The sequence below is a fragment of the Oribacterium sp. Sow4_G1_1 genome (assembly GCF_052116105.1).
GTDB lineage: Bacteria > Bacillota > Clostridia > Lachnospirales > Lachnospiraceae > Oribacterium.
The window spans coordinates 1-23175 of the sequence record NZ_JBQKLS010000002.1 but is presented as its reverse complement, the minus strand read 5'-3'; the positions used below and the strand labels follow the sequence as shown (position 1 = coordinate 23175).

Sequence of the window (23175 nt, the reverse complement as noted above, 5' to 3'; positions counted from 1 at the left end):
TTCGGAAGCATACCCGATTCGGTCCGGCACAAGGAGCTGTCCCCTAGTATACGCCGACTTTTCTTCGATGGATAATCGATATTTCATATCGAAGTCATACAGACTGCTTATACAATCTTTTTGATTTTCAACATGTGCTTTTCGGTCTCACGCAGTTTCTGGTGCTGTTCCAGATTCCGTTACTTCTCCAGACCCTGGATGGTCTCGATGAGGTAATCGGTGAACTCGGCTGCTGATGCATCCTTCGTCTCGGTGGTCAGTACGACCTTGCGCTCAGTGACGGTGCAGATCTCCAGTGCCTGATCGAGGATGGCCTTCCGGTCACCATAGCCGATGTGCGCCATCATCTCACCCATCGCACGGATGAGGGAGCATGGGTTTGCGTAATTGCCACGACCATGACTCATGAGGTATGGTGCGGTACCATGGATTGCTTCGAAGAGTGCGTACTGATTACCGATGTTGGAGCTGGATGCGGTACCGAGGCCACCCTGAAGCTCCGCTGCGACATCGGTTACGATATCACCGTAGAGGTTTGGAAGAACCACGACCTGGATGCCGGCGTTAAACTCCGGATCCGTCATCTTCGCTGCCATCGCATCGACGAGTTTGTCCTGAACCTCGATCTCCGGATACTCCTCGGCACCGATGCGGTGAACGGTCTTCAGGAAGTTACCATCCGCAAGCTTTACGATGTTGGACTTTGTAACGACGGTCACGTTGGTCTTTTCATTCTTACGCGCAAACTCGAACGCGGCACGTGCGATGCGCTCTGCGCCCGGCTTCGTGCAAACCTTGAAATCGATGCCGAGATCCTCATTGACCTCGATGCCCTTGTTTCCCCAGATGTACTCACCCTCGATGTTCTCGCGAAAGAAGGTCCAGTCGATGCCCTTCTCTGGCATCTTGATCGGACGTACGGCTGCGAAGAGGTTGAGTCCTCTGCGAAGCAGGGAGTTTGCGGATACAAGGTTTGGATATGGATCGCCCGGTCGCGGGGTCACGAACGGACCCTTCACGAGTACGTCACACTGCTTGCACTCCTCCATGACATCTGCCGGAAGAGACTCCATAAGCTCAGATCTGCGCTCGATGGTCATGCCCGGGATCTCGTGAAGCTCGACACGACCGGAGGCGATCTCCTCCTTCAGAAGCTCATTTACGACACGAACCGCCTGCTCCATGATGATCGGGCCGATGCCATCACCCGGCAGGATGCCGACCTTGATATGTGAAAGCTTCGAAAAGTCCTTCACCTCACTGTCCTTCTTCATCGCCTCGATCCGTGCATTTTCGTTACGGATCAGCTCACCAAACTTCGCCTCCGCTGCCTTGATCTGCTCTTCTGTAATCATCGTTTGTCTCCTTTTCACTCGCCTTTTCAGACGCTTTGCTGTATTCATCACCGAATGCACTACCTTCTATCCGTACATTCTTTTATAGAAAGTATAATGGCGAGCTCATATATAGTAAAATATATAAAGAAGTATGTATATTATCGCATTTCTTCTATGATGGAATCAATGACTGATGCATCACAACGGCTACAGTGATGATAAATTTCTGTCGCATCGATCATCTTCTGATCTTTACATTTTTCTCTACATAACGAATCAGTTCATCGACCACCGCCCGCCGGTTTTTCTCCTTTTTATAGATAAACCAGCTGTTACGCGAAATCTGCTTCCTATCTTTCGTAAAAAGAGGCGTCAGCGTCAGATGATACTCATTGACGAAATTATCCGGCAGAAAACACAGAAGATACTTGTTTCCTTCGGCGATGCTTCGGAATGCAAATTCGATATAACCTGCATCCTCCGATGGTGCCGGAAGTTCCGTACCGAAGCGTTCTGTCCACCAGTCCGCAATCTGGCCGATGGTCTTCTGATTTGTCTGGTAGGCCACCTGATCCATCGCGGGCAACTGGTCCATATCCACAGGATCCTTCGTCACACAGTATGCTGCGGTATGATCGACGAGCTCATGGTATACACCGGCGGTATAGTCCGAGCGGATAAACGCCGCATCGAGCTTCCCCTCCATCAGCATCTCATACAGATAATTACTCTGTTTATTGATGACACGTATACTGATGTTCGGATGCGCTGCAGTAAACGGATTCAGCACATCATAAAGTGAGTACTTCGTATAGGTATACGCTGACCCGAGAAGAATCGTCTCCTTGTGTTCCTCCCGAAGCTTCCGAAGCCCCTCCTGCGTCTCATTTTCCAGCTGCAGATACTTTTCCGCCATCTGAAACAGGAACTCCCCCTCCTTCGTAAACGTCACGCCCTGTGGCGTCCGCTCCACGATCCGGCACTGGAGCTCCTCCTCCATCGACTGCAGCCGCTTCGTGATCGCCGACTGCGACTTATAGAGAAGCCCCGACACCTTCGTGATGCTCGGATTCTGATGCAGCTCGTAGATGATTTTCCAGTCACTGTCCCGCATAAAAAACCTCCTTCGTGATGTCATCTATCATACCATCACGAGGGAGGTTTTCCTCATACTATTCTACTGATTCGACGTATCCGGTTTTTTCTATCGGCCTGTCCTTCACACCATACAGCCAATGCTTCCGGCGCGACATCCTCACGATGCCTCTGCGGTCACGAAGCCGCCGCTTCCAGCATCACATTCTCTTTACTGTTCGAGCTCCTCTGCCTTGAGAACCCCCATCTCGACGAGCTGCTGCTTGAGATAGCGGAGCTGTCCACCGGCGAGCACGACGGCGAGCTCGGCATCGGAAAGCTCGAGGCGGCACTTGAAGCTGAAATCCTTCGTCACGTCGCGTACGATGACCTCTCTCGTCGGAATCTGCGCGGTGAAATCATCGATAGCGAGCTCATCCATCTGATCGAGCTTGTCGTAATCCGCCGGATTCTCGAACATCATCGGCACAACGCCGTGATTTATGAGATTACCCTTATGGATACGGGCGATGCTCTTTGCGATGACGGCCTTCACACCAAGGTACATCGGGTTGATGGCGGCATGCTCACGAGAGGATCCCTGGCCATAGTTCTCACCACCAACGATGATCGACTGCACGAGTTCTCTTGCACGCTCTGAAAATTCCGGATCATAACGGTTATAGCAGTACTTCGACATGAGCGGAATATTTGATCGCATTGACGAGAACTCAGCACCGGCCGGTGTGATATCATCGGTCGAAATATTGTCCCCAGCCTTTAATGAGATTCGTACGTTCAGATTTTTCTTCGGCTTCTCCGGTACCGGAAGGAAGGCGATATTCGGTCCCTTCAGAACCTTCACCTTCGCACGCTCCTCTTCCGGAAGTGGCGGGATGATCATCGCATCATCGACGATGTAGTGTACCGGCTCCTGGATCGCAGCGAGCTTTTCCACATCCGCGCCCATGATTTCCTCCGCCGTTGCGAATGTGCCCTTGATGGCCGTTGCTGCCGCCGTCTCTGGAGACACCAGATAAATATTGGCATTCGGTGAACCAGCGCGGCCACGGAAGTTACGGTTCGAGGTACGAACGGCGACACCATTCGTCGGCGGCACCTGACCGATGGCACAGCATGGTCCACAGCTCAGCTCCAGGATACGCACACCGGCATCGATCAGCATGTCGAGGTAGCCGTCCTTCAGAAGCTGCTTATAGATCTGCTTGCTGGCGATCCCTGCCGTACACTGCAGATTTTCGCTGACATGGCGGCCCTTCATCACGAGGGCGGCCTTCGCAAAATCGCTGTAGGAGCCGTTGGTGCAGGAGCCCATGAAGACCTGCTGCACGACCGGATGCTCCTCGAGGGTGCTCATCGGTACAACATTATCCGGCTGATGTGGCAGCGCGATGAGTGGCTCGAGACTGCTCAGGTCGAGGTTCATCTCCTCATCGTACTCTGCATCTTCGTCTGGAAGGAATTCTCTATACTGCTCACCACGCTCCTGTGCCTCCATAAACGCCTTCACGATTTCATCCGCCGGAAAGATCGAGGTGGTGGCACCCATCTCCGCACCCATGTTCGCGATGGTGAGACGCTCCGGTACAGACAGCGTCTTTACACCCTCGCCGACGTACTCGAAGACCTTTCCGAGACCGCCCTTGATGGTGACACGGCGAAGCATCTCGAGGACGACTTCCTTTGCGTTCACACCGGCCTTCAGCCTGCCCGTGAGGTTCACCTTGACAACCTTCGGCATCGTAAGACGCATCGGAATGCCTGCCATCGCGGTCGTGATGTCCATGCCACCGACACCGATCGACAGCATGCCGACGGCACCACCCGATGGGGTATGGCTGTCACCACCCATCAGAAGCTCACCCGGGATCGCGAAACGGGAGGTCTGTACCATGTGGCAGATACCGTTTCCCGGTCTCGATACATATACGCCGGTCTTCTCTGCGATGGTCCTAAGATAGTTATGATCGTCCGGCGTCTTGAAATCGATATACAGCAGATTATGATCCAGATACGATACTGAAGTCTTCACCTGCGTCGGAATGCCCAGCTGCTCGAAGCCGAGATAGGTCATGACCGCATTGATATCGTGGGTCAGGGTCTGATCGACCATTACAAATACATCCTCGCCCGGTACCATCGCCCCCTTCACCATGTGGGAACGGATGATCTTTCTCGTTAATGAATCGCCCATGTTTACCTCCTGAAATAAACCATGTTTCCATCCACTCTTTTCATGCGGCCGTCTGTCCTCAGATATTCTCGCATGTGCGACGCAGGGGCAAAAAGAAATAGTTTATGTCACTATCCGTCATGAAAGTGGTTATTTATTTATCATTCTGTACTTCGATTGTACTGTGCCACGCATGTGAAAAGGAAATGCAATTAACAAATAAGGGCATTCCATAATGGAATGTCCTTACCTGAATGTTCCTTTTATTCATAGATTTCATCTGCTCAACCGTCGTATTACAGTTTACCAGTGTTTACTCAGTTTTACCTGACTCAAGTAAAACTGAGTAAAATCGATTTTATTCCTTTTCCAGCACGATGTCCTCGAGCGCGCGCTTCGGCACGTAGTGGGTGCCGTTTTCATCGCGATAATAATTCACGTCGCCGTTCTCCAGTACCGGAACCAGCTCGATCTTCTCTGCCGGCGCACCGATGGCGATGACCAGCACCGGCACGAGACTCTCCGAAAGTCCCAGCACCTCGGTCAGTGGCTTCAGACCGAAGTTCCGAATCATGAGGCAGCCGAGACCCTTCTCCGTCGCTGCCAGCGTAATCGTCTGTGCGGCGATGCCGACGTCGATCATCGCCGCCTGCATGTTCGGCTGAATGTCACTATCCTGCAGGATGATCACGAACGCGGTCGGATGCGTGCCCGGCTTCGGAAGGTGGAGCTCCGGAAGGGCGGCTGCCCACTTCGTCGTCGCGAGGATGGCCTCCACCTCCTCGTGTTCCGTCGAAATATAGTACTTAAGTGGCTGCTTGTTACCGCCGGACGCGGTCAGACGGGCCATATCCACCATATCGATGAGCTCGTCTCTCGTCACCTTGCGATCCTCATGATAGCCACGATAGCTTCTGTCTTTTAATACCAGATCCTTCAGCATAGCTTTCTCCTTTTACTAAATCCCGATCACGGAGAGGATCTCCTTCGGGGAATCCACGATGTACATGGCGCCTGCATTGACCAGCTCTGCACGGTCGCCGAAGCCGTAGGTGACGCCGATGGAATCGACACCTGCCTCGACGGCACCCTCGATATCAAACATGCGGTCACCGATCATGACGCAGTCCGCCTTGTCGAGCTTAAGCGCATCGACGGCCCGGTTGATGAGGCGTGCCTTCCGGCTGTCATGGTCACCAAGCTCCGGGCCGGTCTGATAGCAGAAGTACGGCGCGAAGCCGAAGTGCTCGAGGATACGCTCTGCGAAGATGTGCGGCTTCGAGGTCACGAGGACGAGCTTACGCTCACTCGCCTGAATCGCACGGAAAACGTCCTCGATACCGGCATATGGGGTGGCGTCAAAGATGCCATCGGTCGGATAGACCTCGCGGTAGAGGGCGACGGCACGCTCCGCGTCCTGCGGATTCATGCCATAGAAGTTTGTGAAGCTGTCCATAAGGGACGGGCCGACAAACTTCCGAAGCTTTTCCTCCGGCTCATTCGGGTAGCCGAAGTGGTCGAGCGCGTACTGTACAGATTTCATGATGCCAGGACCGGAGTCCATGATCGTTCCATCGAGGTCGAAAAGAATGGCAGTATAGTTCTTCTTCATATCATTTCTCTTTCTGCTTTCTGATGATCCCGTAATGAGAATGATCGAAGATAGCGTCTCTCGGTTCGTTCTCAGTCGGCATCCGTAAATGCTGATTTTATTTCGTATGCAATTTATCTTAGCATATTGATTCCGGCTGTGGTACAGTTAAGTTTATCTGTTTGTATAAAACGCAAAGGCAGTGATGAACTCCCGGTATACATCTGTATCTTTCGGGAGCAGCAGGCATGTTTTTCCGCCACACGTAAACCAGATGGAAGGATAGATTATGACCACACGTGAACTTCTCTATGTAAAAACCACCGCCGACACCGGCAATATCTCGAAGGCTGCAAAGAAGCTCTTCGTCACGCAGCCTTCGCTCTCGCAGTCACTGCAGCGCATCGAGGACTCGATCGGCACGAAGATCTTCGTGCGCAGCCCCGATGGTCTGAAGCTCACCTTCGCCGGTGAAAAGTACTATCAGATGGCCTGCCAGGTGCTGAAGATCTATGATGACTTCTCATCGGAAATCACGGATATCAATGATCTGAAGGTCGGTCATATCAGCTTCGGTGTCACGCATCACCTCGGTGCGATCGTCCTGCCGCAGATTCTTCCAGAGTACAATGCACTCTATCCGGGCATCTCCATCGACCTGTTCGAGGGCTCCACTGAACCGCAGGAGCAGCATCTGATCTCCGGCGAGATGGACTTCTCCATCATGCATGCGCCGGTCTACGATGTGCTCGCGAACCCGTCACTTCAATACGAGGTACTGAAGCGCTATTCCTTTATCATCGCGATGTCCCGGAATAATCCACTGACTGAAAAGGCTGTACCGACGCCGGGCTATCCTTATCCGGTGCTGGATGTAAAGCTGCTCGCCGACCAGCCGCTGCTGACGCTGCATAAGGAGCAGCGTATCCGCCATGTCACGGATTCCGTGCTGCGGAAGGCCGGGATCCAGCCAGAGATCCGCCTTCTGTGCCGAAACTACATGAGCCTCGAGAAGCTCGCCGCCGAGGGCATGGGCGTGACCATGCTCCCATCCGAGTATGTCGCCGCAAACAGTTTCGAAAACCCGCCGGCCTTCTTCTCGATCGATGCCTCCTACCCGGCCTACTGGGATCTCTGCATCGCGACACTGAAAGGTGCCTTTCTCTCGAAGGCCGACGAGTACCTGCTCGAGATTCTCCGAAAGAAATTCAGCTGAGACTCCCGTCCTCGCCGCCCGGAGTCGCCGGGCGAAGCACGAAATTCCCGTGACGAGATGACATACCCGCCGGAGACATTGCCCGGACATAAAAAGCCGCCCACAGCATACGACTGTGCGCGGCTTTTACGTTTATTCAGATTTAATCCTTCGGCTTCATGTAGAAGCGTCCGGAGAGCTCGGTCGTGCGGATGGAGTTCACGAAGGCATGCGCATCGATATCACGGATGCGCTTGATCACATGACGGGCGCTGTCCGTCGCGATGACGGAGTAGAGCACCTGATGATCCTTATGCTCATGGGAACCCTCGGCGTGCATGATGGACGCACCGTGATGGGTTTCATCGAAGATCATCTTCGCGATCTCCTCTGCCTTATCCGTAACGACAAAGAGCGTCTGGCGCTGGAAATCACGGTAGAGGGTATGCAGGGTCTGGGTGGACACATACTGGAACACGATCGAATACAGCGCCTTATCCCAGCCGAAAAGCACACCAGCGGCACCGAGAATCAGGACATTGAAGCCGAGAATCAGGTTCCAGGTCTCCATGCCGCGCTTCTGGCTGAGGTAGATGGCGATGAAATCCGTACCACCGGTGGTCGCATCTACACTCAGGCAGAGGCTGATGACCACACCGTTGATGATACCGCCGAAGACGGCGATCAGCAGGGTGTCATAGGTGATTACATGCGCCGGCATCATATCGGTGAAAAAGCCGGTCAGGAGAATCATGATCAGCGAGAAGAAGGTGAACTTCTTTCCGATGAAGCGGAAACCGATATAGACCGGGATCGCATTCAGCAGGATATTGATCGGCGAGTATGGAATCTCATGTGGCAGATACATCTGGCTGATACGCTGGATCAGGATCGTCAGTCCCGTCGCACCACCCGGATAGAGTCCACCGGTACGGACAAATGTTTTGATATTGATCGCCATCAAGAGCGAGGCCAGCACCACGGTAATCAGACGGCGCAGATCCTTCTTCGCTTCGATTTTCATTTCTACTCCTCCTGCCCCATGGCAGATATGATAAAACACATAAAAAGCAGGCCCATCAGAACCCGCAAACATATTAGTCATAGCAGATATTCATATATCTTGCAAGATAAATCCACTTTTTTCTCTATTCTCTTTATCGTTCGGGTAACAGTTCAGCTAAGGGGCCCCTTAGCTGAACGCTTACGCTTAAAAGACGCACCGGTCATCACTCCCGGATAACCACGAAGCCGTCACTGTCCTCTTCGCCGATTTTCTCACCGTGCTCGTCGCGGAAGGCCTTCGTATATTTCGTATATGCCTCCGGATGTGCGAGGAGTTCATCGGCGCGTTTCTCGGTATACAGACCCTTCCGGTCTGCGATGATGGCCTCAAGATAAGCATTCGCCTTCTCCTGATCACCGGTACGAAGCGCATACTCGGCGAGCTCAAGCTGCATCTCCTTCCGGTAGATGGCATTTCCGGCGTACTGAACCTCCTCCTCGAGATACGGGATGTCCGCATCCAGGCGTCCCTCTGCCGCCGCGATCCGCGCCTCATGCACACGAATCTGCTGCGCGAGGTTTTCAGCGAGCCGTGCGGCACGCTTTTCCGAAACCACCTTCAGCTTCTTCAGATCCTCGATCTGAAAGCTCGCCGCCTCGAGATCACCGCGCAGAATCTGCAGATTTGCCTTCTGATTTACGATGAGCGCAGAGCTCGTCAGCGCATGGATACGAAGTTCGTCCGGCTTCAGATCCTTCACCGCATCCCAGGCACCCTCGAAATCACCGAGCGCTTCCTTCGCAAAGGAAATCCAGTGCTGACCGTTCGCATACTCTGCGAGATTCTTTGGGACACGGGCATTGACCGCCTCGAAGTTCTGCAGGAAGCCGGCCGGATCCGTATCGGTATAGAGCTGTTTCTGCACGGCCTGCAGACGCTTATTCGCGAGCATCGCGGCGAGCAGACGCCCGACGATGACGCCGGTGAATACCCAGAGTGCCCAGACGAACACCGCTGTCTTATCCGGATTATTCAGAATCCGCCCGTGAAAATAGATGAGGCCGAAGACACCGCCGAGCACCGCGCCGAGAAGCATGATGGCGTTCGCCATCCGCTTGTAGTAAACGATCATAGAAAATCCCCCTTTATGGATGTGATGAAGCTCTTATCAAAAAGGGTCGCCCGCGATGGACGACCCATACTGAACCAGCTGCTTATGGTTCTGCCATATTCAATTGTCAGTTTCTCTACAGCGCGTATTACAGCATGAAGGAGAATACGAAGGCTGCGATGATGAGGACGATACCGCCACCAAGACGAGAAGAAAGCTGTGAGTAAGCGATCAGATCCATACGGTCTGCAGCACCGAGGCACGCGAGGTCGCCGTTACCACCACGGTTTGCCATGCAAAGACCAGCGGTGATCGCGGAATCGATCGGATAGAAGCCTACGAGGTAACCAACCGCTGCGGAACCGATGATGGCACCGATCACGATCATGAGTGCCATGATGATGTTCTTCGGAGCGATCGCGTTAAAGAGCTCTGCGAGGTTGAAGTCTGCGCCCATGCCGACCATGATGATGATACCGAGCTGACCGGAGAAGAAGCTCTGCAGTCTCTTCGCACCAGCACGTACTCTGGCAGGGATGAGACCGGTTGCTGCAAGGATAACGACGAACACGATCATGTACGCATACTTATGAATCGGTGCACCTGCGATCTTCGGAAGGATCTTACCGCTCATGAGCTCGCCGACAGCGAAGCATGCGAATGCAAGAAGAAGTGCGCCTGCGAGGTCGTTGTTGTCGGTCTTCACCTTCTGATCGTCTCTTGCAAGCTCCTCTGCACCACGGATCAGGGTCTTCTTATCACCGGTCAGGGTCGGAACCTTCTCACCGAGTGCGTTCAGCGCTGCGGAAGCGATGATACAGAAGATGTTTGCGATGGTCAGTACGATGATCGCGAAGGAATAGTAGTTCGCTGCAGCATCACCGGTTACCTGCTCATAAATCTGAGAAAGTGGAACGGCACCTGCACCATTACCACCACCCATGATCGGAAGTGTGTACTTGATCAGGGTATCTGAAAACGGAATACCGAAGATGGCACCTGTGATACCACCGAGAATCGCTGCTGCGAGAAGTCCGCCGAGGATCGCCGGGATATAACCTGCGAAGGAACGGATCAGGATGTCACGCTCAAGTGAAAGCACAGAGCCGACAATCAGCATAACGATGAAGAGTTCAAGGAAATTCGCATCATCTGAGATGAAGGAGTTGATTGCATCGAGTCCTGCCTCCGGAATCAGACCGAACTGTCTGAGGAGAGCGACACCGAAGAAGGTTGCGAGAAGTCCGCCACCGATGTACTTGTTCCAGATCGGAACACGCTCACCGATCTCGTTAAAGATGACTGCGAAGCCGAAGCAGATACCCAGTACCGATGTCATGGTCGTTGCGGCCAGCATCACCGGGTTACCGTCCTTCATCTTCGTCACATAGACCGGAAGAAGTACCAGTACGATACAAATGAGAGCCTGCCACCAAGGAAGGCCACCGAGCCAGAGCCCACTTCTAGAGTTTTTGTCTTCTGCCATATTAAAATCCCCCTTTAATATGATTGGAACGAAGCAGCACGTTCCATTTTGATATGACGTTCCAGGAGCTACCTGGATGAATCCTGCGTAAGCAGAGCAGGATTCAATGTTGAATACCGTAACATATTACCATAAGACATTTGCTTTTACAATCATAACTGGTAAATATGGCCATACACTGTTCCCCTGGATGCACAAAAAGGGCTGGCGGCAGAAGCTTCACTCTTCTGTCGCCAGCCCTCCGGTCTCTCCATCGCTAATGAAGCGAAAGCTGTGTCAGCGCTGCCCGCACCGCTTCGATCGGCATCTGTCCAGGTGCACTGCTCTCTCCGACCGTCGCAAAGGTGAGCATGGAGCCAAAGGCCCCACCGACGAGTCGGCTGATTTGACCGATCTCTCCCATCGACATCGTGATGAGCGGATGCGTCGCCGCATCCTCCTCCCGGAAACGGGCCGTCGCCAGAAGAAGCGTGGCGACATCCGAGGTTTTCGTCGGCATGTAGGCCGCTTTCAGGATATCGGCGCCCGTCGCCCGAAGCGCGCGAAGCTTCTCGAGGATTTCCTCGACCGCCGGTGTTTTCTCGAAGTCGTGGTAGGACGCGATGACGCGAACGCCCATTTCATGGGCAAGCGTCATCAGCGCACGGCTGTCCTCTGCCGGTGTCGTATCCTCGAGATCGAGGTAATCGAGCCGCGCGGATGCAAGCGCCAGGGTGCAGAACCGCCGGTACGCTGCCGCATCGTTCGGGAAGCTTCCTCCCTGTCGCTGTGTACGGATCGTGAAAAGCAGCTCCTTTCCGGGAAGCAGTGCCCGAAGGCGTGCGATCATCGCCTGCAGCTGCCGGGCGTCCTCCGAAGCCGCATCGATCTCTGCACTGCTGCCGTCTTCCGCGGCATCCCGAGTGTGTGCAGCGGCCTCCTGTACCGACGGATAGAGCGCCATCGCGAGGTCGAAACGCCACTCCACGACGTCCGCGTCGGTCGCTGCGATGGCGTGGGCCTGCTGCTCAATCTCTGTCTGATTCTGTCCGGTAATCGGAACACATACCTTCACTTTTTCCATACTCTCTCCGCCTTATTCTGTCTCGTCTACGCTTGTCCTGCGCTTACTCCGCACTGCTGTGCTGTGCCTGATTCGTAAGCAGCTTACCGATCTCCTCCACGAAGGTGTTCACGTCCTTAAACTCCCGGTAAACCGAGGCGAAACGGACATAGGCGACCTGATCCACGGACTTCAGCTTATCCATGACGAGCTCTCCGATGCGGGAGGTCGGAACCTCCTTCTCCCCGGTCGAGAAAATCTCGTTCTCGATCTCGTCCACCATCCGGTTGATCTGCGCCGTGGAGATCGGGCGCTTGTGGCAGCTGTGGATGATGCCGGCCTCGATCTTCGAGCGATCGTATGGCACGCGACTCTGGTCCTTTTTGATCACCATCATCGGCATGGTTTCAAGCTTCTCATAGGTGGTGAAGCGCTTGCCACACAGCTCGCACTGGCGGCGTCGACGGATGGCTGTGTTCTCATCCGCTGGTCTGGAGTCGATGACCCGGGTATCCTCTGCATTACAAAACGGGCACTTCATAGATTCTCTCCTTCTGTATCCGTGTCTGTTCCTACGCTTTCCTGCGTATATTCTCTACGTACATCATCGAAGCTTCGAGATGCGGTTTTCTCATCGGTCGGGTGGACGCCCGTATCCTGCGTCGCCTGATCGGCAGGCTCCTTCACTTCACGATAGTCTGCCTCCTCCACCTCGCGGTACTCTGCCTCCTCGACACCGGACGGATAGTCGTCACTGTAGGCGCTGAGGTAGAAGATCGTCACCGCCTGACTGAGGTAGGGCTGCACGAAGATGCCGGCGAGGCCGAGGGTGAAGACCATAAGCAGTACCCAGCCGAAAAAGCTGAGATACAGACCGAGCAGCTTCATCTTCTTATTTCGCATCATATGGAGCGAGGTCCGGAGTGCCGTCCAGGTGCGCATCGACGGATGGTCCGCGGAGGCCAGCGCTGCCATCGAGAAGTACAGCCCGATCACATACACGATGAAGCTTGTGATCGTCTGCGTCACGCGGTAATCGAAGGTGCCGGTACCGTAGTGATGCCCGATCATGATCTGTGGGATCTCCAGCACGATCTGGATGAACCAGATCACGAGAAGCGTACCGAAGAAGTGCGTCATGTGCGGAAGGTTCCGGAAGCCATGAAACACATCCGTCACGCGGACGCGGCGGCCACGTGCGACCGCGAAATACATCTGCTGCATCCCCAGTGACAGGCCGGCATAGAGCCAGAGCCCGAGAAAGAGGAGCGCGGCGATCACGATGCCGAGCAGTGCCTGGATGGCGAGTGGCACAGCCGGATCCATCCGAAGTGACCAGACGGTGGAGTGCCCGAACAGCGGCGAAAAGCTGCCGAGAACAACGACCGCATACAGCACTACGAAATATGCGAACATCGAAAACAGAATCAGAAAGCCGGCACCGATCACCGCGCCCCAGTTGCCACGCAGCTGGTTCCGGGCGAAGGCACGAATCTGAGTATTTGTCATCATAGGCTCTATCCTCCATGGTTATCTTAAGCATGCACGCATGTTCCTTTCATCCAGCTATCCGACATCGTCTTCACCCGCCGAAGCAGGTACGAAGCCGGACGCTTTGCGTGCATAATCAAAACGGAGCTGTTCTTCACAGCTCCATAAGTATACCACATCTAGAGATGTGCCGTATGTGAAATTGTTGTGTCTTCACCCGGATCCCACTGTATGATGTGGCCGGCCTGCAGCGACTTCTGCACATCGATGGTCCGCTGATTTGACGAGCCCTTGAACAGCAGGGTCACATCCTTCTCCGCCATGATAAACGGCCCATCCACGAGAACATCGATGTAGCTTAGAAGCTCCTTCGTTTCCGGCACCTCTGTCACCATCTTTCCGAGAAGATCGCGGTCATAGAGGTAACCGCTGAAGCACCAGAGATCCTTCTCCGGATACAGGGCCTTAAAGCGGCGTACGAGGGACAGCACAGCCGGCTGGTTCTGCGGCTCCATCGGCTCCCCGCCGAGCAGCGTCAGACCCTGGTATGCCGGGTCTGCAAGGTTCCGGAGAATCTCATCCTCCGTTTCCTTCGTGAATTCCTGTCCATAATCAAACGGCCAGGCGATCTCGTTGAAGCAGCCCGGGCACTTATGTGTGCAGCCCGAAACAAACAGGCTCACACGAACCCCCGGACCGTTCGCGATATCAAAATACTTTATTTCTGCGTAATGCACCTCTGCACCTCCCGCCGTTTCCAGAACAGCTGGACCGGTCACCCGATCCAGCTGTTCTGCGTCTTACTTGCGATAGCGTTATTATATTTGAGATAGAGTTATAGGTTTACAGGTGAAGCACTCTGTCCTTGATCTCCTGTGTACGGCCCTGGTTCCAGAACTGGGTACCGATATAGCCACAGGTTCTGCGTGCAACCGACATCTTCGTCTGATCACGGTTTCCGCAGTTCGGGCACTCCCAGACGAGCTTTCCATGCTCATCCTCGATGATCTGGATCTCGCCGTCGTAGCCGCAGCACTCACAGTAGTCTGACTTCGTGTTGAGCTCGGCATACATGATGTTATCATAGATGAACTTCATGACACTGAGCACCGCCGGGATGTTGTTCTGCATGTTCGGCACCTCGACATAAGAGATGGCACCGCCCGGTGACAGCTTCTGGAAATCCGCCTCGAACTTCAGCTTCGTGAAGGCATCGATCTTCTCACGAACATTCACATGATAGGAGTTCGTGATGTAGTTGTGATCCGTAACACCCTCGATCATACCGAAGCGCTTCTGAAGGGCCTTCGCAAACTTGTAGGTCGTCGACTCCATCGGTGTGCCATAGAGTGAGTAGCTGATGTTTTCTTCCTTTCGCCACTCGGCGCACTTGTCATTCAGATGCTGCATAACCTTCAGTGCAAACGGCTTCGCCTCCGGATCGGTATGGGACTTGCCGGTCATGCGTACGCACATCTCATAGAGGCCGGCGTAGCCGAGGGACAGGGTGGAGTAGTTTCCGAAGAGAAGCTTATCGATCTTCTCGCCCTTCTTGAGACGAGCCAGTGCACCATACTGCCAGAGGATCGGTGCGACATCCGAGGTGGTGCCCATCAGGCGCTCATGACGGATACGGAGTGCACGATGGCAGAGCTCCAGGCGCTCATCGAAGATGCGCCAGAAGGCTTCCATATCGCCATGGGCGGAGCAGGCCACGTCCACGAGGTTGATCGTCACCACGCCCTGGTTGAAGCGGCCGTAATACTTATGCTGACCCTTCACGAAGTTGCCGGCATCGGCCTTATTATCATCGTTGCAGAGGCCCTCCGGCTGCTGCTCGTTATCCGGTGTCAGGAAGGAACGACAGCCCATGCACGGATAAACATCGCCCTTATACTCCCGCATCTTCTTCGCTGAGATGTAGTCCGGTACCATGCGCTTCGCGGTGCACTTCGCTGCCAGCTCCGTCAGGTAGTAGTACTTGCTCTCCGGATAGATATTGTCCTCATCCAGTGCGTAGATGATCTTCGGGAAGGCCGGTGTGATCCAGACACCCTTCTCATTCTTGACGCCCTGCATGCGCTGCTTCAGAACCTCCTCGATGACCATCGCGAGGTCATCACGGGTCTGCCCCGCCGGTACCTCATCGAGGTACATGAACATCGTAACGAACGGTGCCTGGCCGTTACAGGTCATGAGGGTGATCATCTGATACTGGATGGTCTGTACTCCACGTACGACCTCCTCCTCCAGGCGCTTCTCCACGACCTTCCGTACCTGCTCGTCGGTCATGCTCACGCCGGCCTCTGCATTCTCCTCCAGCACGCGGCCCGTGATCTTCTGACGGGATACGTCCACGAACGGTGCCAGGTGGCTGAGGGTGAAGGACTGTCCGCCATACTGGTTCGATGCCACCTGCGCGATGATCTGTGTCGTGATATTGCAGGCCGTATAGAAGCTGTGCGGCTTCTCGATCATGGTGCCGGAGATCACGGTGCCGTTCTGCAGCATATCCTCGAGATTCACGAGATCACAGTTGTGCTCACGCTGTGCGAAGTAATCAGAATCATGGAAGTGGATGATGCCCTCGCGGTGTGCCTTCGTGATCTCCTCCGGGAGAAGCACACGGTTGGTGAGGTCTCTCGATACATAGCCGGCCATATAGTCACGCTGTGTGGAGTTGATCACCGGATTCTTATTCGAGTTTTCCTGCTTCGCCTCCTCGTTTGACTGATCGAGAAGGGACAGGATTTCTTCATCGGTGGTATTCGCCTTACGCGCCAGCTCACGGGTATAGCGATAGCGCACGTACTTCTGTGCGACCTCATAGCCACGCATCTCCATGATGCCGGTCTCGACCATATCCTGGATCTCCTCGACAGAAACCGCACGGTCCAGCTTCGCGCATTGGCCCGCTACGTTTTCCGCGATGCCCTTGATCTGGTACTCATTCATCTGGTAGATCGGATCGACCTCCTTGTTCGCCTTCCGGATCGCATTCGCGATCTTCGAGATATCGAAGTTTACCTCCTTACCATTTCGCTTGATGACGTTCTGCCTCGACGCGAGGTCCTTTTCCTGTGTTCCCATGACTGTTCTCCCTTTTCTCTTTTATTCCGTCCGACGGATTTTTCTTTTTTATAGTTAACGGTTTACAAAATATTGTTTTTATGCTACTGCTCATATACTATATCTTGTGTGCAGAGTCTACTATACTACGACAGGAGCAAAATAGGAAGGGTCAAATGCAAAAGTTATGGCACCCGCTCTTTCCATTCTCTTTTTTATATCCGTCCGCTTCACGCGCCCGCGTGACTCGTCGAACGCACGAAAAAACAGGCCCTGGAGCTTTCTCCAGAGCCTGTCGCCTGTTCACTTTTTTCTGGCCAATGCAGTCGAAATCAACACGGATGGCTGCTTCCTGTCTGCACGATCCGTTTTACTGAAGAGGGATGACACCGCCCTCATACTTCTCGTTGATGAAATCTGCAACCTTCTTCGACTGAAGAACCTCGACGAGCTTCTTCGCCCAGTCCGCGTCCTTATCCTTCTCTGCTACAGCGACGATGTTACCATAGGTCTGTGCAGCCTCGGAGTTCGGATCCTCCTGAACCAGTGCGTCGGATGGCTTGAAGCCGGCCTCGATCGCGTAGTTACCGTTCATGCAAGCGAAATCTACGGAATCAACCGATCTCGGAATCTGCGCAGCCTCTACCTCGAGGAGCTCTACATTGTGCGGATTCTCGACGATATCCTGCTTGGTGGCCTTGAGACCAGCACCATCCTTCAGGGTGATGATACCGTTATCCTGCAGGAGGAGAAGCGCACGTGCCTCGTTGGTGGTATCGTTCGGAACCGCGATCTGTGCACCATCGGCGATGTTTGCGAGATCAGAAGACTTGCCGGCGTAGATACCGAACGGCTCATAGTGGATCTTGCCTACAGATACGAGGCTGGTCTTGTTCTCTGCATTGAAGTCATCGAGGTATGGCTGGTGCTGGAAGTAGTTTGCCTGGATCTCACCCTGCTCGGTCGCGAGGTTCGGCTGTACATAATCGTTGTAGGTTACAATTTCAATGTTTACACCAGCGGCCGCAAGGTCATCCTTCGCTGCCTCGAGGATCTCTGCGTGTGGGCTTGGTGTCGCACCGATCTTGATGTCGACCGGCTCAGCGAGCGGCTCGATGGCGTCGGATGCCTCTGCAGCAGCGGCGGTCGTCTCAGCAGCCTCTGTCGTCGCTTCCGTTGCAGCCTCTGTCGCTGCCTCGGTTGCAGCGGCGGTCGTAGCAGCTGCAGTGGTTGCCTCTGGTGTGCTGGATGAACCGCAGGCTGCAAGGGATGCAGCAGCGAGAACAGCAGCAAGTGCAAGTGTGATGTTCTTCTTCATAATTTTTTCCTCCTCACCGGTCCTCGACCGGTTCTTCGATACCATATGCATCGTTTATTTATATCCAGTGGGATATACAAATGTTAATTTCTGGCCCGCTTATCGGTTTTCGCACTTAAGCGCATCCAGAATTCCTGAATGATCTGTACGAGGATCACCAGTACTGCGACCGCGATCAGCATGATGTCGGTCTGATAACGATAGTAGCCATAGTTCAGTGCGATCGCACCGAGTCCGCCACCACCGACGAAGCCGGCCATCGCCGAGTAGCTGAGGATCGTCGTGATACAGATGGCTGCACCGACGAGAAGACTCGGCTTCGCCTCCGGCAGCAGCACCTTGAAGATGATCTGCGTGTTCGTCGCACCCATGGACTTCGCTGCCTCGATGACGCCAGCATTGACCTCCTTCAGACTCGACTCCACCATACGTCCGATGTACGGTGCCGATGCGATGATCAGCGGTGGAATGATGGCCTTCGGTCCCAGTGTCGTGCCGACGAGCATCTTCGTCAGCGGCAGCACCATCACCAGCAGGATCAGGAACGGAATCGAACGGAAGATGTTGATGAGCACCCCGAGCACCGTATGAACCGGTGTCATCGGATGGATGCCATCCTTATCTGTCACCACCAGGATCACGCCCAGCGGGATACCGATCAGGTACGAGATACTGCTCGAGATCAGGGTCATATATATGGTGGCCCAGGTTTCCTTCAGATACATGGAAATCGATGATGCATCCATCTTACTTCACCTCCTCAAAGCGGATATCGTTCGATCTCAGATAGTGGGTGATGCGTTCTGCCTCCTCCACACTGTCCGGAAGCTCTACGACCATCTGTCCGACGGCCTGGCCCTCTACCTCCTTCGTGTTGGCGAAGAGGATATTGACCGGCGCGTTGCAGCTCAGTACGATGTCCGAGATGATCGGGCGATGTGCCTTCTGTCCATCGAAGATGATACGGATCTTCGGATTTGCGCTGTCGCCGAAGTTCACCGGCTGGATCGCATTGGCATTGCCATCCCCGAGGATCAGACGGCGTCCGATCTCTGTCTTCGGATTACTGAAGACCTCCGATACCGGACCGCTTTCCGCGATGTGACTGTGGTCAATGATGGCGACATTATCACAGATGGCTTCGATGACAGACATCTGATGCGTGATGACGATGACCGTGACGCCCATCTCCTGATTGATTTTCCTCAGAAGATCGAGGATCTGCTTCGTGGTCTTCGGATCCAGCGCTGAGGTCGCCTCATCACAGAGGAGCACCTTCGGATTCGTCGCGAGCGCCCGGGCGATCGCCACACGCTGCTTCTGTCCACCCGACAGCTGGGACGGATAGTTCTTCACCCTGTCCTCGAGGCCGACGAGCTTCAGCAGCTCCATCGCCCGCTCCTGTGCCTTTTTCTTCTCGACCCCTGCGATCTCCAGCGGGAAGGTAACATTCCGAAGAAGATTCCGCTGATCCAGCAGGTTGAACTGCTGGAAGATCATGCCCATCTTGCGACGCGCCTCCCGGACCTCCTTATCGCTCATATCCCCAAGGGACTTTCCCTCGAAGAGAACCTGTCCGCTCGTCGGGACCTCCAGATAATTGATACAGCGGACCAGTGTCGACTTGCCCGCGCCGGAGAGACCGATGATACCCTGTACCGAGCCCTCCAGAATGTCCAGATTGATGTCATCGAGCGCATTCACGTCCCCACTCGAGGTGTGAAAGGTCTTGCCCATATTCACCATCCGGATGATCTTATCACCCTTTGCCATACTACATCCTCCCGAGGCCGCGGGTTCGACGTCTTTCACTCGCCGCCTCTTTTTAATGTCCACAGTTTACGACTTCTATAAGTTAAAAGCAAATACATAATAACAATAATCCGCTATAGGGCATGCCTATAGCGGACTCAACTCTCGATGTTTCTTTATGTATTATGAGCAGAGCTCGATGATGGCTTCTGCATAGACCTTGGTCGCCAGCACGATGTTCTCGAGATCGAAAAACTCATCCGCACCATGCATGTGCGTGTCGATGCCAGGAAGAACCGCACCGAAGGCCACACCATTCTTGATGTCATGAACGTAGGTACCGCCGCCGATGGCCATCGCCTCACCCTTGAGACCAGTCACCTGCTCATAGGCACGAAGCAGCTTCTGAACGAATTCACTGTCTGCAGCCACTCTGTGTGGCGGAATCATACCCGGGGTCTCGAAGTCGAAGCCATGGGCATGCGCCGTCTTCTCCGCTGCATCCTGACAGTTTTCCTTCGTCGCCATCACCGGTGTACGGCTGTCGAACTTCACCTCGACATAGCACGGATCCACATGATAGAGGTCCGGTGTACAGGTCAGTGCATGGGACTCCGCATCCTCCATCTTGATACCGAGGTGCGCACCGTCGGTCTCCGCCCACGGGAAGATCTCCAGCATAGCCTTAATCGCATCGATCTGTGCACAGGCAGCGAGCGGAAGCTTCGTCGCCAGGATCATCGCAGCGAGACCTGCGTTCTTACCACCCTCTGGGGTAGACGCATGTGCAGATACACCGACGATGGTGATTTCATCCACACCGGTCTGTGTGCACTCTACACCGCAGAGCTCGCTGACCTCGTTCATCGGTGCCTCTGCGAGGTTCATATCGAGACCCTCGAAACGAAGGGTCGCCTTCTGAGGAACGGCATTCAGTGCAAGACCTGCCTCGAGTGAAACGAGACGTGGGAGTGCGGTCGACTCCTCTACCGTCTTCGAAATCGTGCCACGGAACTGGCCCTTCTCGATGTTGATGAGCGGGAACTCAGCATCCGGAGAGAAGGTCATCTCAGCCTCCGGCTCGGTCGCATAGTACTTCGCGATATCGGTACCGGAGCCGGTCTCCTCGTCCGCACCCATGATGAGACGAACGCCCTTCTTCAGCTCGACACCGGTCTCCTTCAGTGCACGCATCGCATACAGCGCACAGAGAAGCGGTCCCTTATCATCGGAGGTGCCACGGCCATAGATACGGCCATCCTTCACGATCGGCTTGAACGGCTCCGTCACCGTCCAGCCCTCGCCTGCCGGTACGACATCGGTATGTGCCAGCATATCGAGGCATCTCGGAAGAGAAGGATCGAAATCGGCGGTACCTACATAGCCGTCGTAGCTCTGCACAGGGAAGCCGTACTTCGCTGCCAGATCGATACCGAAATTCAGCGCATCGAAGGAACCATCACCATACGGCTTTCCTTCCGCATATGCGCCCTTTACAGAATTGATCGAGCAGAAATCGATCAGATCCTTTGTATACTCGTCGATGTGCTCTTCGATCCACTTATTTACTTTCTCATTCATAACAGTCTGTCCTTTCAACTATGATAGCTCCTGTCAGATGACAGTTTTTTCATCGAAAACCCGCGTGCACAGCCGCCGGCTTTCGTTTTTAATAGTAGAAGCCGCCTTAGTTCCGGCTGAATTCCGTCAGCTTCAGTTCCTTATTCCGCTCGAGTACCATACCGACGGACCACTCGTGTGCAAACAGCAGCAGCGGACGATCCTTCAGATCCTTTACGATCTTCATGTCGGAGGTTCCCTGGATATGATCGATATCGACCTCGGTGTAGTTCTCCACCCAGCGGATATAACCATATGGCAGCTGATCGAGCTTGATCTCAACATTGTACTCGTTCTTCAGACGGAAGCTCAGTACCTCGAACTGGAGAACGCCGACCACGCCGACGATGATCTCTTCCATACCGGTGTTGTACTCCTGGAAGATCTGGATCGCACCCTCCTGTGCGATCTGCGAGATACCCTTCACGAACTGCTTCCGCTTCATGGTATCCACCTGACGCACACGTGCGAAGTGCTCCGGTGCGAAGGTCGGGATGCCTTCATACGAAAACTTCTTATTGGAAAGCTCCAGTGTATCACCGATGGAAAAGATGCCCGGGTCGAAGATACCGATGATATCGCCCGCATACGCCTTCTCCACGATCTTACGCTCATCCGCCATCATCTGGGTCGGCTGGCTCAGCTTCACCTTACGACCGGTCTGCACATGGTTGACTTCCATGCCGGCATCAAACTCACCGGAGCAGATACGCATGAATGCCACACGATCACGGTGCTTCGGATCCATATTGGCCTGGATCTTGAACACGAAGGCAGAAAATGCCTCGTCCACCGGACTGATGATGCCCTGGTCACTGCTTCTCGGAAGTGGCGGCAGCGTCATCTTCAGGAAGTGCTCCAGGAAGGTCCGAACGCCGAAGTTGGTAAGCGCCGATCCGAAGAAGACCGGTGTCAGGTCGCCACGATCGACACGCTCCTGGTCATACTCGTCAGAGGCACCATCGAGAAGCTCCAGGTCCTCCTGCAGCTTATCATAATACTCGAAGCCGACCATGTCCTTGAGGCCAGGATCATTCACCGAAACATCCTGCTCGGCCACGGCCTTCGTACCGCCGGCGTTTGCCGTAAAGAGCTCCACCATCTCGGTCTCACGGTCATAGACGCCCTTAAAGTTACGCCCACAGCCGATCGGCCAGTTGATCGGGCAGGTATGAATACCGAGGACGTTCTCGATCTCATCAAGCAGCTCGTATGGATCCCGGGCCTCACGGTCAAACTTGTTGACGAAGGTAAAAATCGGGATATGGCGCATCACACAAACCTTGAACAGCTTGATGGTCTGCGGCTCGACACCCTTCGCACCATCGATGACCATGACCGCACTGTCGGCTGCCATGAGTGTCCGGTAGGTATCCTCCGAGAAGTCCTGGTGTCCCGGTGTATCCAGGATGTTAATGCACTTTCCTTCATAATTAAACTGAAGCACAGAGGAGGTAACCGAAATACCTCTCTGCTTCTCGATCTCCATCCAGTCGGAAACCGCATGCTTGGTTGCCTTACGCCCCTTGACGGTACCTGCGAGATTGATCGCGCCTCCATACAGAAGGAACTTCTCCGTCAGTGTCGTCTTGCCGGCATCCGGGTGAGAAATAATCGCAAACGTACGTCTCTTCTCGATTTCTTCTTTTAAACTTGCCATTCTATCCTCAATAATCTAAAAACACACACAAAATCGTCAATCATCATAGCACAAAAAAGGCTATGCCGTAAAGACATAGCCTCTCATTTCTATCTTCAGGGTTGAAGTGATTACTTTCAGTGACTTGTCAAACTAACTTCCACCCCTCTTCTTCCAAAGATGGAACTTACTTATTCCAAATGCCATAGTGGAATTAAGTAATTCCAAATGCTATTCTTTGCAGGTTCAT

At 54.0% G+C, this 23175-nt stretch carries 19 protein-coding genes; 1 reads left to right on the top strand and 18 read right to left on the bottom strand.

What is annotated here, in order from left to right; genetic code table 11:
* Positions 1-179: 179 nt before the first annotated feature.
* The 5 genes from ACTQ52_RS01580 to ACTQ52_RS01560 form a co-directional block, all read right to left on the bottom strand.
* Positions 180-1355 carry an isocitrate/isopropylmalate family dehydrogenase gene (locus tag ACTQ52_RS01580; protein WP_441981581.1) on the bottom strand — a complete coding sequence of 392 codons (1176 nt, stop codon included), beginning with the start codon at positions 1353-1355 and terminating at the stop codon, positions 180-182.
* Positions 1356-1575: 220 nt separating this feature from the next.
* On the bottom strand, positions 1576-2451 hold the full coding sequence (locus ACTQ52_RS01575; RefSeq protein WP_441981580.1) for a LysR family transcriptional regulator: 876 nt from the start codon (positions 2449-2451) through the stop codon (positions 1576-1578).
* A gap of 192 nt (positions 2452-2643) precedes the next feature.
* Complete coding sequence (locus ACTQ52_RS01570; protein ID WP_441981579.1) at positions 2644-4626, bottom strand: aconitate hydratase; 1983 nt, start codon at positions 4624-4626, stop codon at positions 2644-2646.
* A 337-nt stretch (positions 4627-4963) separates the two neighbouring features.
* A complete protein-coding gene (locus ACTQ52_RS01565; protein ID WP_410042460.1) occupies positions 4964-5548 on the bottom strand; it encodes a nitroreductase family protein in 585 nt (194 codons plus the stop codon).
* Between the two features lie 15 nt (positions 5549-5563).
* The gene (locus ACTQ52_RS01560; RefSeq protein WP_441981578.1) at positions 5564-6217 is read right to left on the bottom strand and encodes an HAD hydrolase-like protein; all 654 of its coding nucleotides are present in this window, start codon (positions 6215-6217) and stop codon (positions 5564-5566) included.
* 268 nt (positions 6218-6485) lie between these two features.
* Between ACTQ52_RS01560 and ACTQ52_RS01555 the strand changes: the two genes are divergently transcribed.
* The gene (locus tag ACTQ52_RS01555) at positions 6486-7412 is read left to right on the top strand and encodes a LysR family transcriptional regulator (RefSeq protein ID WP_410042458.1); all 927 of its coding nucleotides are present in this window, start codon (positions 6486-6488) and stop codon (positions 7410-7412) included.
* Between the two features lie 142 nt (positions 7413-7554).
* Here ACTQ52_RS01555 and ACTQ52_RS01550 read toward each other — a convergent pair whose 3' ends face one another.
* The 13 genes from ACTQ52_RS01550 to ACTQ52_RS01490 all read right to left on the bottom strand — a co-directional run bounded on the left by ACTQ52_RS01550 (position 7555) and on the right by ACTQ52_RS01490 (position 22946).
* Entirely contained in the window at positions 7555-8415 is an 861-nt protein-coding gene (locus tag ACTQ52_RS01550; RefSeq protein WP_441981577.1) for a YitT family protein, read from the bottom strand.
* 205 nt (positions 8416-8620) lie between these two features.
* Positions 8621-9529 (bottom strand): hypothetical protein, encoded by a 909-nt coding sequence (locus tag ACTQ52_RS01545; RefSeq protein WP_410042456.1) that lies wholly within the window; start codon positions 9527-9529, stop codon positions 8621-8623.
* A gap of 127 nt (positions 9530-9656) precedes the next feature.
* Positions 9657-10994 (bottom strand): 2-hydroxycarboxylate transporter family protein, encoded by a 1338-nt coding sequence (locus tag ACTQ52_RS01540; RefSeq protein WP_441981576.1) that lies wholly within the window; start codon positions 10992-10994, stop codon positions 9657-9659.
* A 256-nt stretch (positions 10995-11250) separates the two neighbouring features.
* Positions 11251-12057: a type I 3-dehydroquinate dehydratase gene (aroD, locus tag ACTQ52_RS01535; RefSeq protein ID WP_441981575.1), complete on the bottom strand. Its 807-nt coding sequence runs from the start codon at positions 12055-12057 to the stop codon at positions 11251-11253.
* A 43-nt stretch (positions 12058-12100) separates the two neighbouring features.
* Positions 12101-12577: a transcriptional regulator NrdR gene (gene nrdR / locus ACTQ52_RS01530; RefSeq protein ID WP_410042453.1), complete on the bottom strand. Its 477-nt coding sequence runs from the start codon at positions 12575-12577 to the stop codon at positions 12101-12103.
* Positions 12574-13548 (bottom strand): DUF975 family protein, encoded by a 975-nt coding sequence (locus tag ACTQ52_RS01525; RefSeq protein WP_441981574.1) that lies wholly within the window; start codon positions 13546-13548, stop codon positions 12574-12576. The genes nrdR and ACTQ52_RS01525 overlap by 4 nt, the downstream gene beginning before the upstream one ends.
* A 158-nt stretch (positions 13549-13706) precedes the next feature.
* On the bottom strand, positions 13707-14264 hold the full coding sequence (nrdG, locus tag ACTQ52_RS01520) for an anaerobic ribonucleoside-triphosphate reductase activating protein (RefSeq protein WP_410042451.1): 558 nt from the start codon (positions 14262-14264) through the stop codon (positions 13707-13709).
* 106 nt (positions 14265-14370) lie between these two features.
* On the bottom strand, positions 14371-16617 hold the full coding sequence (gene nrdD / locus ACTQ52_RS01515) for an anaerobic ribonucleoside-triphosphate reductase (RefSeq protein WP_441226156.1): 2247 nt from the start codon (positions 16615-16617) through the stop codon (positions 14371-14373).
* A gap of 349 nt (positions 16618-16966) precedes the next feature.
* Positions 16967-17914 carry a MetQ/NlpA family ABC transporter substrate-binding protein gene (locus ACTQ52_RS01510; RefSeq protein WP_441226157.1) on the bottom strand — a complete coding sequence of 316 codons (948 nt, stop codon included), beginning with the start codon at positions 17912-17914 and terminating at the stop codon, positions 16967-16969.
* An 83-nt stretch (positions 17915-17997) separates the two neighbouring features.
* Entirely contained in the window at positions 17998-18660 is a 663-nt protein-coding gene (locus ACTQ52_RS01505; RefSeq protein WP_410042448.1) for a methionine ABC transporter permease, read from the bottom strand.
* Between the two features lies 1 nt (position 18661).
* Positions 18662-19687 carry a methionine ABC transporter ATP-binding protein gene (locus tag ACTQ52_RS01500; RefSeq protein ID WP_410042447.1) on the bottom strand — a complete coding sequence of 342 codons (1026 nt, stop codon included), beginning with the start codon at positions 19685-19687 and terminating at the stop codon, positions 18662-18664.
* Positions 19688-19849: 162 nt separating this feature from the next.
* Complete coding sequence (locus ACTQ52_RS01495; RefSeq protein WP_441226159.1) at positions 19850-21247, bottom strand: Sapep family Mn(2+)-dependent dipeptidase; 1398 nt, start codon at positions 21245-21247, stop codon at positions 19850-19852.
* A 106-nt stretch (positions 21248-21353) separates the two neighbouring features.
* Positions 21354-22946, bottom strand: coding sequence for a peptide chain release factor 3 (locus tag ACTQ52_RS01490; protein ID WP_410042445.1), 1593 nt, complete (start codon positions 22944-22946; stop codon positions 21354-21356).
* Between the last annotated feature and the right edge of the window lie 229 nt (positions 22947-23175).

Excerpts from the sequence above, each read along its gene's own strand:
- ACTQ52_RS01580 (WP_441981581.1), bottom strand. The coding sequence starts at position 1,355 with ATGATTACAGAAGAGCAGATCAAGGCAGCGGAGGCGAAGTTTGGTGAG.
- ACTQ52_RS01575 (WP_441981580.1), bottom strand. The coding sequence starts at position 2,451 with ATGCGGGACAGTGACTGGAAAATCATCTACGAGCTGCATCAGAATCCG.
- ACTQ52_RS01570 (WP_441981579.1), bottom strand. The coding sequence starts at position 4,626 with ATGGGCGATTCATTAACGAGAAAGATCATCCGTTCCCACATGGTGAAG.
- ACTQ52_RS01565 (WP_410042460.1), bottom strand. The coding sequence starts at position 5,548 with ATGCTGAAGGATCTGGTATTAAAAGACAGAAGCTATCGTGGCTATCAT.
- ACTQ52_RS01560 (WP_441981578.1), bottom strand. The coding sequence starts at position 6,217 with ATGAAGAAGAACTATACTGCCATTCTTTTCGACCTCGATGGAACGATC.
- ACTQ52_RS01555 (WP_410042458.1), top strand. The coding sequence starts at position 6,486 with ATGACCACACGTGAACTTCTCTATGTAAAAACCACCGCCGACACCGGC.
- ACTQ52_RS01550 (WP_441981577.1), bottom strand. The coding sequence starts at position 8,415 with ATGAAAATCGAAGCGAAGAAGGATCTGCGCCGTCTGATTACCGTGGTG.
- ACTQ52_RS01545 (WP_410042456.1), bottom strand. The coding sequence starts at position 9,529 with ATGATCGTTTACTACAAGCGGATGGCGAACGCCATCATGCTTCTCGGC.
- ACTQ52_RS01540 (WP_441981576.1), bottom strand. The coding sequence starts at position 10,994 with ATGGCAGAAGACAAAAACTCTAGAAGTGGGCTCTGGCTCGGTGGCCTT.
- aroD (WP_441981575.1), bottom strand. The coding sequence starts at position 12,057 with ATGGAAAAAGTGAAGGTATGTGTTCCGATTACCGGACAGAATCAGACA.
- nrdR (WP_410042453.1), bottom strand. The coding sequence starts at position 12,577 with ATGAAGTGCCCGTTTTGTAATGCAGAGGATACCCGGGTCATCGACTCC.
- ACTQ52_RS01525 (WP_441981574.1), bottom strand. The coding sequence starts at position 13,548 with ATGATGACAAATACTCAGATTCGTGCCTTCGCCCGGAACCAGCTGCGT.
- nrdD (WP_441226156.1), bottom strand. The coding sequence starts at position 16,617 with ATGGGAACACAGGAAAAGGACCTCGCGTCGAGGCAGAACGTCATCAAG.
- ACTQ52_RS01510 (WP_441226157.1), bottom strand. The coding sequence starts at position 17,914 with ATGAAGAAGAACATCACACTTGCACTTGCTGCTGTTCTCGCTGCTGCA.
- ACTQ52_RS01505 (WP_410042448.1), bottom strand. The coding sequence starts at position 18,660 with ATGGATGCATCATCGATTTCCATGTATCTGAAGGAAACCTGGGCCACC.
- ACTQ52_RS01500 (WP_410042447.1), bottom strand. The coding sequence starts at position 19,687 with ATGGCAAAGGGTGATAAGATCATCCGGATGGTGAATATGGGCAAGACC.
- ACTQ52_RS01495 (WP_441226159.1), bottom strand. The coding sequence starts at position 21,247 with ATGAATGAGAAAGTAAATAAGTGGATCGAAGAGCACATCGACGAGTAT.
- ACTQ52_RS01490 (WP_410042445.1), bottom strand. The coding sequence starts at position 22,946 with ATGGCAAGTTTAAAAGAAGAAATCGAGAAGAGACGTACGTTTGCGATT.